This is a genomic window from Stenotrophomonas sp. NPDC047960, from assembly GCF_043204395.1.
In the GTDB taxonomy this organism is placed as follows: Bacteria; Pseudomonadota; Gammaproteobacteria; order Xanthomonadales; family Xanthomonadaceae; genus Stenotrophomonas.
In genome coordinates this window covers 224,944-237,207 of record NZ_JBIDBX010000007.1, presented here as the reverse complement: position 1 = coordinate 237,207, position 12,264 = coordinate 224,944, and the positions used below count along the sequence as shown (strand labels likewise).

General features: G+C 56.9%; 7 protein-coding genes and 2 pseudogenes. 1 reads left to right on the top strand and 8 read right to left on the bottom strand.

Features of this window, described 5'->3' with window-relative positions; genetic code table 11:
• Nucleotides 1–207: 207 nt before the first annotated feature.
• On the top strand, nucleotides 208–576 hold the full coding sequence (locus ACGFZ3_RS16215) for an H-NS family nucleoid-associated regulatory protein (protein WP_075675701.1): 369 nt from the start codon (nucleotides 208–210) through the stop codon (nucleotides 574–576).
• A 674-nt stretch (nucleotides 577–1,250) separates the two neighbouring features.
• Here the strand turns inward: ACGFZ3_RS16215 and ACGFZ3_RS16210 are convergent.
• From ACGFZ3_RS16210 to ACGFZ3_RS16175, 8 genes and pseudogenes are all read right to left on the bottom strand, one after another.
• Nucleotides 1,251–2,414 (bottom strand): hypothetical protein, encoded by a 1,164-nt coding sequence (locus tag ACGFZ3_RS16210; RefSeq protein WP_146256390.1) that lies wholly within the window; start codon nucleotides 2,412–2,414, stop codon nucleotides 1,251–1,253.
• Between the two features lie 178 nt (nucleotides 2,415–2,592).
• On the bottom strand, nucleotides 2,593–3,531 hold the full coding sequence (locus ACGFZ3_RS16205) for an ATP-binding protein (protein WP_258390958.1): 939 nt from the start codon (nucleotides 3,529–3,531) through the stop codon (nucleotides 2,593–2,595).
• 320 nt (nucleotides 3,532–3,851) lie between these two features.
• Nucleotides 3,852–4,106, bottom strand: a complete 255-nt coding sequence (locus ACGFZ3_RS16200; RefSeq protein WP_229302317.1) for a hypothetical protein — start codon at nucleotides 4,104–4,106, stop codon at nucleotides 3,852–3,854.
• Nucleotides 4,107–4,274: 168 nt separating this feature from the next.
• Nucleotides 4,275–4,772: pseudogene (locus ACGFZ3_RS16195) on the bottom strand (AAA family ATPase); the annotation flags it as partial.
• Between the two features lie 80 nt (nucleotides 4,773–4,852).
• Nucleotides 4,853–7,273: a DDE-type integrase/transposase/recombinase gene (locus tag ACGFZ3_RS16190; protein ID WP_080355801.1), complete on the bottom strand. Its 2,421-nt coding sequence runs from the start codon at nucleotides 7,271–7,273 to the stop codon at nucleotides 4,853–4,855.
• 1,563 nt (nucleotides 7,274–8,836) lie between these two features.
• Nucleotides 8,837–9,415: a histidine phosphatase family protein gene (locus ACGFZ3_RS16185; protein WP_049441709.1), complete on the bottom strand. Its 579-nt coding sequence runs from the start codon at nucleotides 9,413–9,415 to the stop codon at nucleotides 8,837–8,839.
• Nucleotides 9,409–9,717, bottom strand: a pseudogene (locus ACGFZ3_RS16180) (leucine zipper domain-containing protein); the annotation flags it as partial. The gene ACGFZ3_RS16185 and the pseudogene ACGFZ3_RS16180, both read right to left, overlap by 7 nt.
• A 22-nt stretch (nucleotides 9,718–9,739) precedes the next feature.
• Complete coding sequence (locus tag ACGFZ3_RS16175; RefSeq protein WP_049441708.1) at nucleotides 9,740–12,157, bottom strand: S8 family peptidase; 2,418 nt, start codon at nucleotides 12,155–12,157, stop codon at nucleotides 9,740–9,742.
• Between the last annotated feature and the right edge of the window lie 107 nt (nucleotides 12,158–12,264).

The window sequence follows — 12,264 nt, the reverse complement described above, 5'->3', positions numbered from 1 at the left end:
CTCTTGGCGACGCCACAGCAATCACTCACGGCGCGTCTTTAGTCCTCAGTTCCATATGCCACGTAAAAATCATGTGTAGTGAGAAAGTAGCTAACACGATCCACTTTTTAGTAGTCGATCCTGTGATTGAGCGACTCATAGTGGATGTGGAGTGACACGCAATGTCATTTGAGAATAGGCTAGGGCCTCGACAGCGGGGAAGAATTCATGACTATTGATATCAGCGGCCTTTCTGCCAAGGAACTTCGCTCACTGATTGCTCAGGCGGAGAAGCAGCAGTCCAAAGTGCTGTCACGCCCTAAGGCCACAGCGATGCGCGCCAAGATCAACAAGTACGTCAAGGATCATGGATACACGATAGAGGAACTCTACGGCGCTTCAGTGATCGTGCCCTCTGAAACCGCCAAGAAGCGAGGTGATCGGAGGTCTGCCAAATCGACAGTGCCCAACACCGCCCCCAAGTACCGCAATCCTGCAGTGCGCGGCCAGACGTGGTCCGGTCGAGGGCGGCAACCGCGATGGATAGCCGAGCTGGTAGCAAGCGGAAAATCACTGAATGACTTCCTGATCAAGTAGTGATAGCGGGGCAGCCGTACACCGGTACCGCAGCAAGTCCTGAGAATCATTAGTCATCAGATCGAACAGGATGCTGGTGCGCGGAATGCCCTCCCAGGTAGGCGATCAAAGATTTCAGCTAGTCGCAGTTGATGTGACAGCGGGCGAACAGCAGGCGCTCCCCTTGCCTTTGGAGAGTGCGCTCAGGCAGCAATGTTTGCAGTATCCGCTTCTGGCCAGAAGCGGACCTGGATCAGGGCCAATGCGGCCGGGATAGCTTCGGGCCGCTGCGATCCTAGGCAACTCGGTCACTTCACCAAGTTCCAAGAGACGCCGGTGTCGAGCGGTACAGCCTACTAGCGTCACCGAAAGCAACGGCGTTAGGTCAAAGTTGCGTCGGATCCGAAGGATTAGAGCCCTCATGGCAAACCCTCGTCATGTGAACTCTCGCTAGAATCAGCTAAACCTCCGGGGCGGCAATGGCCAGTAGAAGTCAGCTTCGCCAAGCAATCATTGAAGCTCAGGCTTCGCTACGCTTGGAGGGCCTGCCCATCGGAGATCGAGATGATGACATCTATGCCGCAGCCATTGATGGTTCGCTCCGTAGACCGTTGCGCGATCTGGTCTTGAAGCGTATTCGCGCCGAGTTAGGACTGGCTCACGAGACGAATGAAAATTGACAGAGGCCGCGAGGGCTAGGCGACGCTATGTGGTCGCCGGCCACCAGACGGCTGTTTTCGTAAGCGGTTTTCACTTAGCGCCTTCAGCACGTTTCGTGCTCCGAGCATCACCGAGAATCCCACATCCAGCGACACATTGCATCGCTGGCCGATTTGCTTGGCTGCCTGCTGAAGTTTGCGGTGGGATCCTGCTTGGTCTGCATCTCCTTCAACCATCTGTAGCGCAAGATCCATTGCCCTGTTCAAGTGAACTCTTTGACTGTACGGACCTTGCTCTTCGTATCTCAATTTGTACTCCTCGTAGACGTCAAGGTGCATCTCTCTTAGCAACTGCCTATTGAGCCTGAAGCGTCTAAGTACAACTTTCATCTGCGGCACATAGTGGTCTTTCTCGGATGCTTTCAGAACATCTGAAAAGCATTTGGCACATCGCTCGAGCCGCTCCGCATGCCTCCCAACAGGTAGCTTTAACGTTGCATAGCTAAACCAAAGATCCAACAGCGGCTCGGAAGCCGCCGCATCCGGGCTTAGCAAGATGTCGCGTGCTGAGATGGACTGGAGAGCGCAGAGATTGACAATGGCACGAATGGTCGTCCGACCCCTGGTCAAGTTCTTGGTAGCGCGGTAAAATTCCGCCTTGAGAGCGTTAGGATATGCCCGCCTCATCGGATGGCCGTCAACGAGCAGTTTCACGAATCGAACATAGTTTTCGAAGGGAATCTGGGGTTGTGAGGGCGTCGCGCAAAGTTCGATTATGGATGCAAGCTGCTGCTGACCCCATGCCTCGTCGCCAGTAATCGCTGCGGCGGCGCCATCACCGGAAAGCGATTGCTTGCATTTGTGGCATCTTCTGCGCCGCTGGTAGTCTGTTGAGCTCGGCTGGTCCGCGCCACACCTTGAACAGGTGGTTTCGAGCTTGCATTTATGCAGGTCACACTCAGCTTGAATGTCGACGATCCACGATAGCGGCTCATATGAGAGATCATCGTCCCAATCGCGGTAGCACACTGGGCACCAGCGGCGGCGCGTTGTGTCTCGGCCTCCTCCGTAGGTTGCCAGTACGTCCTCCAAAACCCAGAATGTGCCGCACTGCAGGTCGTCCTGGGCGGTCAGCATCTTGAGCGTGCTGATACGGTGACTGAAGTCACGGCTGGGACCGCAATACTTGCCCGAGCCCATGACTTGTCCTCTACGCCCACCAGCAATAGCTGGACCGACTATCGACATCATATTAGCCATGGTCACGCCGACTGTCCACGCTTGCCGTAGAACGTAGTGCTCCAAGGATTCAACTCGCGACGTTCCCACACCCTTCAATTGAAGTGGAGGCAAGGACGACCAGGTAAATCGGTGAATGCTAGACTTCACGGCACACCTCCCCATAAGAGAAGGCCCAACTAGACTTGAGCTGTTTCGCTCTGGCTGTGACGCTTCCAGCCTCCATTGCATCCTCGAATTCCTCGATATCTCGCCAAAGGTTGGCAAGATCGTTGTCTGAATAGTAGGAGGCCTCTATGTGACGTTTAAGGATCCGCTCGCTTCCTTCCTGCTTGGCCGCATCCGCAGCTCGCGACAGAAGTTGAGCCACCTCTCCATAGACACCTCCCGTCGCGACCAGTAGATCCGCCGCCATTCGAATCAATAGGTCCTGTTTAGAGAAATTGTGCCTTTCGCTTAGCGACATAAGGAGGCGCAAGAATGGAGCCCGGTCCTCCTTTCTTCTAACGCTATATGGCGGAACCCATATAGACGTCACACTTCGGCGAAGCTCGGATCCGATCGACCAGAGTTGAACTGCCCTGTGGATTCCGCTCATTATCAGCATCGACCCGGCGGACTCTGCTAACGTCATCAAGTGCAATGCATGGTCTGCAGGTGACTTGTCTTTGTGATTCACCAGAAGCGCTGATATTTGATCGATAGCGACATACTTGCAGTCACGCGCAATCATGGACCGCCTTACAGACGACCAACACTCCGCTTCGGTGAGCCTGAGTTGATACCGTCCAAGCTGAAGGTCTCTGTCGCGCACTTCGGCTTGAATGTCCGAAGGGGGACTTGACCGAGGTGATCTGCCCTCCAGCGCCCAAGTCAGAGTCGGCGCGTTAAGCTCTTGCAACAACTCGCGGGCGAGGTATCGCGAACTGAAATATGCTCCAACTGGCAAGCACGCAAACGTCTCGATGGCAGGAACTTTCCCCTTTTCCCACAGGTTTGGATTCCCAAACATCTCACGCATAACGCTCCGACGCATCGTGGTCTTCCCTACACCGGACGGACCGATGACGCAGACCATATGCCCCGGTCTGTGATTGTCTAGGGCTGCCCTCAGTCGATCTCGCGGCCCTCTGTATGCTGAGTGCTGGAGAAGTTCCATCAGAAATCCTCCGCTTTGTCGAGCGCTTCTACACCTTCCTGCGAAGGGCCTATATGTTGGCCCTCGTGACTGGTGGATTCCGCCAGCTCCGCCAGGTGGGAGAGGAGTGCAATAGCAATGATTAATGCAGCCGCGAACCGCCTCCTGGCGTGCAGTTTTCGCGCGAGATCGTCGCGCCGCCTCCTTGCATCGGCGCCCCACCGGAACTGATTTGAGTCGGTAGTCACCATTTTCTTCCCTCAGGTTGGAGATCCCCAGCGAGCCTTCACATGCTCTGATCGCTCAGTGACACTGCCGGCAACCATGCTCATCTCAAAGGCGTCGATGTCCCGCCATAGATTCCTAAGATCCTCACTTCCGTAGTAGGAGATCTCAATGTGTCGCTTGAGAATTCTGTTGCATCCCTCCTGCTTCGCAGCAATATCTGCCCGCCCCAGTAGTTCGACCACCTCAGCGAATACGCCGCCGGTAGCGGCAAGGATATCGTTGGCCATCCGGATTAGCAGATCATCCTGTGATAGCCCGTAGCGAGTGGCCAATGACTTGAGCAAACGAAGGAACGGCAGTTTGTCATCCCGACGCCTATCACTATATGGAGGCACCCAAACGGTTGTGACTCGGCGTCGCAACTCGGAGTTGACCGACCACAACTGCGTGGCTTTGTGCACCCCAGTCATAACGAACATCACGCCTGTGGCTTCAGCTATCGCCATTAGATGGAGGGTGTGGTCAGCGGGTGACTTGTCCCTGTGGTTGACTAGTAGCGCTGTAACCTGATCGATTGACACATACTTGCAGCTACGCGCTCTCAGGCTTCGCTGCACCATCCCCCAGTACTCGCCTTCTGTCTGCCTTGTTCGCGCTAAGGACGCCCACTCCGATGTTGCTGCGGCGAGCTCGCGTCGTATTCGCAGTTTTGCATCCTCCCCGAGATAGCTTCCGTCCAGTAGCCACGCCAACGTGGGCGCGTGCAACTCTTGGAGAATAGAGACAGCGAGCTGACGCGAACTAAAGTACGCGCCGTGAGGAAGTGTGGCGAATGTCTCGACCAGGGGTATCTGCCCACAATCCCAGCATGCTGGATTGCCAAACATCTCCTGCATTACCGAGCGCCTCATCGTGGTCTTGCCCACGCCCGATGGCCCAATAATGAACACCATATGTCCTGGCCTATGACGGTCGAGCGCCGTTCGCAATTGCTTGCGTGGGCCCTCGTAGGCTGGGTGCTGAACCATCTTCATCAGTAGTCCTCCCGTTCATCGAACGGAACGATGTCCTGTGCGATCGCAGGTGGCACTGGTTCGATATCTAACCTCTCATCGCTGCCGGTCATTGGCACCGGGGCAAGGTGCTCTGTTGCGGGCATTGCCGCTTGGGCCTGCGCTCGGCGCGAATGACGAGCACGGGCAACTTCCTCTTTTCTTTTTGCCGATTGTGAGCGCAACGAGGGTGCCCAGAGCAGATGAAACAGTCGCTCCTGATCCGACAAAAGCGCATCGCTCTGCACTTTGTTGTGGAAGGCCTTGAACCACCTCCCCCGAACCTTCACGTAGATCACATTTGGGTCACAGCAGTCGCTACGAATCTCACTGGCATCCTCAGTTCGCAGCGCTTGTAAAAGCCCGTCACTGGTGAACCAACCGTCGGCAGTGCGTACGCCACGCTGGCGGTCGATTCGCTTCTTGGTCTCCACCTTGATCGCGGTTCTGATTAGGAACCCATCGTTCCATTCGCACGGTGTTCCGACAGCGCCGTAGGCCGCGAGCGCCTCAACCCTCTTCTCAGCTGGCGTTGTATCATCTGGCCCCGGTGTCATAGGAAGGTCGTGATAGACGAACTTCAGGAACTCCTCGTGCACACGGACAAAGTCCGTCCTCGCATTGTTTCGGCTCTTGAATCTGCCGTCGACCTTACGTCCCATCTGATCGGGCCGCGTGCTTCCCGGGAATCGCTGTGCTACTTGTTCGTTGACCTGCTTGATGGCGTTCTCAGCAATGCCGTTCCAGGCGCTGCCTGCCGTTGGGGAGAACCTTAGACTGATCTCGCCATGGCAGAAATCTTGTAGCCAGCGGGAAGTGTTCTCCGGCCCTCGATCCAGATGGATCAACTTGGGCAGGAAGCCCTGCCTTTTGACGTACTCACGCATAAGCAATGCCAAGGCGTCGGTTCTTGCTGAGCCAAATACCAATGCATGAGCCATCGGATAGCCCGTCGCTCCGTCTATGCCGATATAGAACTTTGCTTTGCTTGCTGGGAAGCAGTGAATCAGGTTCGGAGCGCAGCGAACATCCAGATCCGACGAATCTACGTGCAGTGTGTGGCCATATCCGATCGGAGGTAGCGAGCGATGGCGAGGATCGGTGCGTGTACGCGTCGCGTGGTAGGCGCGAAAGCCGCCCGTGGATAGCGCATGGCGCGTTGGGCTCTCGCTTCTTCGTCTGGCATCCAGTCGGCCCCTACCGCAAGGCTCAACTCCTAACCGAAGGCACTCCTCTTCGAACACATAGAGCAAGTCCTTCGGTCTATGTACCCTCCCGGTGTTCCAGTGCAGCGCGATGACGGTCTCTATGGCTTGCTCGTGTTCCGGAAGCAGGCGCGATGCTCGGTTTCCGCTAAAGGCATATTTGGTAAGACAAGCCGAAAGCGCGGATCTTCCTTCGGCAACAGCCTTTCGAACCTGTCGCTGCAGAGCGCCCATCCGTCGTGTTGCGGGCAGACTTCCGGCCTCAATCAGCGCAAGCCTACTGAGTCGCTGGCGTGCCCGCTGGAGGTCGGTAGCGGTTGCGACCAGCAATGGATCGTCCACAGCTGGTTGCGACTGACCTTTGACAATGGCTCCAAACAGTAGCTCGTCCGCCTCCTTGGCCTGCTCCTTCGTGCCATACAGATGGAAGCGGTCAGTCCTAGCCACGGGAGTGCTCTGCCATGGACCGAAGGCCGCCGATCTTCCCAGCATCCAAAGCGCTAGGCGCGGTGTGAATCCGGGCACCTCGGCGAGGAGACAGTCCAGCAGAAGCGGGCGCTTGGCGATTAGCCCAGCTGCCTTGGATACTGCGGTAGTTTCATGTTGCTGAAGGGCATCACCGGCTACCGCGTAGCACGCTTCAAGGTTCTGGAGGTACACACCGGTTGGAGTGGGCGGTACCCAGACTCTGAACACCAGGCCATGCTGCTGTGCCCATTGGGCGTAGGGGGAATAGGTCCACACCGCGTCCTGCTTGACCCAAAGGGAGTCCGGAAGGCCCAGTTGGCTCTCCAGCCACGATAGCGGCTTGCACTCCACTAGCTCTACGTGGTCCCTGCGAAAAACAAGAAAATCCACATGTGCAGTGCTGATGTGATTGCGCCCGGACGCCGTGGTGCGCTGCACGCGGCGGCATGGTACTTGTACGTAGTAGCCCAGCACCTCGGGATCAAGCTCAAGCTCATAGGCAAAGACCAACTCGCACGTGTGGCTTTCAACTGTTCGCGCACTACCGTTCTTGATTGAGTTGTGCCTAACACGAACGTTTCTTAGCGCCGCCTTGCCTACAGTCTTTGTTCCGCTGCCGGTAACCATGCTCTCGATCTGCCGGATACTGAGCTCACTTGCCTTTATGCGGGTGTAAAGCTGGTGACGGTCTTCAAACGATAGGCCACCAGATTGAGCGTCTGTGGACATGCCGATTCCTCATGCGCACCCCACGGGAGCACCGTCCAAAATGCCTGGGCGAGCCTTACCAGGCGAGTCGGACATAGGTGCCCGTGACAGGCCTGCGCAGGCTTGACAGGGGAGTCAGGGAAGGGGAAAGTATCGGCAAGACCTGCAAAGTCGCCGACCTGAAAACCCGTGAGTCCTACCTCACGGGTTTTTTCTTTCCAACTTCCGGCGAGGGAAGTTTAGATTGGGCTAGGTCATGGGCTGCCTGCCTCCCTCGGAAATTGAGGTGCCTGAGATCGAAGGTATGCGCTGACATCGGCGGCGTGAGCGAACCACCCGCGACGACCTTGTGGACGAAACAGCGTCACTGGCAAACGACCTGTGGCGGCTGCCCGCCTAAGTGCTGCCGGGCTATTGAATCCGAGCAGTCGCGACAGGTCTTTGGCCGGCACCAGCCCGCCATAGGTTTGCGCCACCCAAGCCACAGACAATGCATCCGGCTCTTTACTTGGTAGGCTCACGTACGCTCCAGTGATGCTAGGTTCCAGGTAACCCTAACGCTCTACCGTAGCCTTTTCATCCAGCAAAACTACCCTTCCAACGTCTACTTTTTTTGGAGGTTTCCGATGGGGGAGTTGCACGAAGCTTGCCAAGCACTCCAAGCGATGCAGTGCTCCAATATAGGTCGTCCTGCCTCTGATGCATCGGACAGGCTGCACTCCAGGATTCTCTGGAATACATGGTCTCTGGTGGAAGGCGGGGAGGAGGAGCTGAGGGCACGCTATGTTCTTCGGCGCCAGAGCCTAGATGGTCCGTTAATGATGCGCAGCGATGAGTTCAGTGCATATCGGCAGGGATTGCGGTCGCTATCACCCAAGCGGCGCAAGCACCTTGCCCTGCAGCATCCCCAGCTTGAAGAGGTGGTTAAGTGGCCCTTTGCAGCCCTCAGCCATCGAGAGTGGGATATGAGGACAGTTGTTGGCTGGAATCGCCTATTTACGTCCAGCGCCGGACTACTCGGAGACCGCTATTCATTCCCGGGCGATAGGACCAGCACTGATGAGAACCGCGTGCCTGTGATGGCATATGACCTGGATGGCCTTTACCAACGAGGTGACATCTATGGCTTTCTCATGCTGACGTGCACGTATCGGCTGTTCCACTTGCAGCGGTTGGCTGATCGCCAGTGGTATGCGGCAAGCCACATGATACGAGCGCTATCTGGAGCATGCAGAGATCCCAGAGTGCGTCCATTCGCTCATGAGTTGATCACACAGACGAAGCAACTTCTTCGCCTGCTGCCGGACACGAGCTTTCCAATTCACGTGAATGACGACGTGATCTGGGATCAGATCCGGAACAACGTCCACGAGCCCTCCTACTTGATGAGGCGGGCTGCTGAAAGGCGTGGCGTTCACATCCCAGAGCCTGTGAGCCCAATCATCTCCTACCGATACCAAAAGTGCGGCCCTCATCAACGGCCTTTGCTGTTCGCGCGTAACGGGTAGTCTTCTGATCCGACCAGGCCAAAGATCTGCGGCCGGGGAGCGGGGCCGGGAGGTTGGCAGTATCCGCGATCGCCTTCTATTCGAAAGATACCCTCTGGCAATGGGCTATAGGCTGATCCAAATCCAGCTTTCGAAATGCGCCCATCGCTGCAGCGTTCACCACGGAGGGAGCCTTGCTCCCGCAAATCCAGCGCATCGCCTGCATCAATTGGCCGTGGCTAAACACGACCACCTGCTCATGCGCGGAGTAGGATTTAAGAATGCGCAGCGCTCGCGCAGCGCGGGCAACTAGCTGGGCAAATGACTCGGCACCAGGTCCATCCACATAGTTTGGATCGCAACGGGACCAGTAGTCCTCTACCCACTGCCTGCGGTCTGCTGCCGAGGTGCCCACGCACCGCTCAGGCGACAGGTAAGTGAACTCGTGGACCCCCAGGGGCGCAACGACCATCTTGAAGCGTTCGGCGAGTGGTTGTGAGGTCTGCCTCGCCCGGAGGAATGGTGAGGTAAAGATTCGGTCAGGCGCAGCCGACCAGGTCATTGCCAATGCGCGAGCCTGCTCCTCCCCTGCGGCAGTAAGGGCAATGGATTCCGGATCGGCGGTTACAAATCCCGCATTAGCCATGCTTTGCGCATGCCTAACTACCACTAGCATATCCCCTCTCCTCTGTTCTGCTTTTCTCCTGGACAGGTACCTGATGTGAGTCGCCTCAAGCCAGTCTCTAGCATGTGGCACTTAGCACTCGACGCTGGCCGAGCTGCGGCAGGCCTCGCAGCGATGTGCCACAGTGGCCGAAGCAAGCGGCGCTGATATTCGAAGCGCTGCACCCGTTCGGGTGGAACGGCCGAAGGACTGGGGTGTGAACGACAAGGACGCTTGAGGAGTTCGGCAAGACGCTCGTCAAAAAAGCTTGCCTGCAGCTTGTAGGCGGCGCGCATACTGACGCCTGCACCAAGGCTCGCGTTTTTGCTAACAGCACTAGACTAGCACCGGAACAGCGGGGCGTATTCGATCACGGATTTCTTGATAGATGTCGATTCCGGATTCAATGCCAACTTCCAAGGTGACACATAGGGCGAATTTGATCTCGTCGGTTAGACCGGGGGCATCTTCCATACAATTCACCTTGCACTCGAACATCTGCCCATCAACGATGGGCAGCGCTTTGCGTTCGCCCTCCCAGACCTCGTGTTGAACGGTGCCGCGCTTGACAGTCATGTGGAAGGGTGTGTTGATGCGGCTGGTGCCGAAATCCTCGGGTGGCTGTATCCACAGCTTGGCCTGACGATAGCGCTGCAGCGAAGATTTTGTGGGCGACATCCAGGCCAAGGTCACGGTCATTCGACGCATTGTCACGACGCGTCCAAGCCCTGGCGGCATGGGGGCGGTGAATGATACTGCCCTGTCTTTCTTGACCTCCCCCACGCCGATCAGTGTGGCGCGATTGCTCGCGCACCTGAGCGCTCGCTCTTCGTCGACTGGACCGTAGCCGAGCCAGCTTGAAATGAAGTCCTTCTCCCGCATGTGTCGCGAGTTGAGCGGAGTGATGTGAGCAAAGCTCGGGCCATGATCGAGCACGGTTTTCGATAGCGAACCCCACTGAGCTCCATGGACAAGCAATGCCTTGATCAACGCAGCATCGTGCGTTTTGGGGATGGCCGCACCGCTTGCACGCAAGGCTTCGATAACCTCAAATGCTCTTGCCGCCATGCCACTGGCCAATGCTGTTGCGTTACTGGTCCCGCGAGAATATTCGGTATCACCGACAGGTCCGCCGGCCGCGGATGGGCGAGCCACCAAATGTCCAGGTGCCAACCCGGTGGGTGCCATCTGCACGGTCGTGCTCTCTGGCTTGGATAGGACATGCTCTTTGAAAACGATCCGGCCGCCGGGCATCAAGATGTCGGGCTTGATGGAGCGCCCCATCCCCATGCCAATGCGTGAGACTGGGCTCAACCCTCCTCGGGCAAAGAGATCATGAAGGTTGGGATGAGCTGGGCCGGGGGCCCCGTCACTATGATGCGCTCCCACCGTGATTGCGTTGATCGATTCGCTCGGCGACATAAGCCTGCGCCGGACTGAGGTCTGTAGCAACGCTCTTGTTGCAGCTGCCTGCTTATGATCCTCAGAAAGGTTGCTGAGCGTGTCACGCCTAACTTGAAGTTCAAGATCTTCTGACTGGTTGCCGGCGCTAATTACAAAGAGCACGTTGTACTTGAAGGACAGCCAGTCGATCAGCCTGGCCCAGGGAGAAATTTCTCCGGTAAAGATGCGGTGCTCGTTGCCTACCGAAAGGTTGATGACCTTGATTGAAGGTCCAACCGGAGGCTCTTGACCGTCTTGCTCGAACAGGCGCCGTACAGCACGGTGAACTAGGTCGATCAGCAGCTGATTATCCGGCGTGCACTCCGCCCGCCGGGCCCGCCCGTCGTTCGGGTCAGGGCGCATGATAGGTCTTACGTAAAGCGGACGATTGGCAGGCGGCGCGCGATTATTCAAATCGCCATGGAGGATTAGCGAGGCCATGGCGGTCCCATGCACGCGATCCTTGGCTGGATATTCGAGCGCCCAGTTGTCTGGGTCGTCGATCAGTAGGCGACGCTGCAGTACGGCGTGGTTGGCGAGCGGCAGTCCGTCAAACAAAGCAACGACCGGATCGCCTAGGACTTCCCCTTGCGCCCCAACCAATTGCTGGACTGGCCCTACTTCAGAGCCTGGGTTGACGCTTTGAGCTCGTGGCCGGAAGAACATGACGCGATCGGAGAGGACGAACGATGGGTAATCGCCTTTCAGAATTGAAGATACAACAGGTGTAGGTAGCTCGACGAGAAAGCCGTGGTAGGCGATCTCAGGAATTAGCGCCCTTTGAAGGACCTGACCGCCGGACGCTCTAATGAAGGTAAGTAGGTCGCGCACAACTGCAATGTTCTTTGCCGGGGACCCGAAGTACCAGGCCTCCAACTCAAAGCGAGTTGTCGCACGACCACTTTCGACTTCATCTTGCCAGTACAATCGCATGTCCGCATCGATGCGATCCTCGACACCCCATCGTCTGATGTCATGCAGATGGACGAAGACTTCTTTCAGCGGCGCCAAGCCCCGGTCAAACTTTGCGCGTGGATCAGCCTGAAAGCGCTGCCAAAGGGAAAGCAACTCAGCTAAAGCTCGCTGGTTGGTGCCTACTAGGTACATGCGTCCATTCAGAGGCTCGTCGGCTTCGGCTCCGGCCTCCAGACGATGAAAATCTTCGTCTTGCACGAACTCGTCAGCGAATTCGAACAGCCATTCGGCCTGCAGCTTCTGGACGGCCTTGAAGAACTTTTCGTGAGATCCAACCGTCTCCAGTACTAGGACAAACTCTGGATCCTGTTCTGGCGCGTTCTCAGAGATGGTCAACCGATGCGCTTCTAGTGTCTCAAACAGTTCAGTGAACTTTGGGGTAAGTCGCTCCCCTTGGCGCTGAGGTGTTGGAAGCTGAATGGGCTTTGGGGCCCCACCCGCCC

Bases quoted from the DNA above. Each gene is read 5' to 3' on its own strand.
- ACGFZ3_RS16215 (WP_075675701.1), top strand. From the start codon at position 208: ATGACTATTGATATCAGCGGCCTTTCTGCCAAGGAACTTCGCTCACTG.
- ACGFZ3_RS16210 (WP_146256390.1), bottom strand. From the start codon at position 2,414: ATGGGCTCGGGCAAGTATTGCGGTCCCAGCCGTGACTTCAGTCACCGT.
- ACGFZ3_RS16205 (WP_258390958.1), bottom strand. From the start codon at position 3,531: ATGGTCTGCGTCATCGGTCCGTCCGGTGTAGGGAAGACCACGATGCGT.
- ACGFZ3_RS16200 (WP_229302317.1), bottom strand. From the start codon at position 4,106: ATGGCCAACGATATCCTTGCCGCTACCGGCGGCGTATTCGCTGAGGTG.
- ACGFZ3_RS16190 (WP_080355801.1), bottom strand. From the start codon at position 7,273: ATGTCCACAGACGCTCAATCTGGTGGCCTATCGTTTGAAGACCGTCAC.
- ACGFZ3_RS16185 (WP_049441709.1), bottom strand. From the start codon at position 9,415: ATGCTAGTGGTAGTTAGGCATGCGCAAAGCATGGCTAATGCGGGATTT.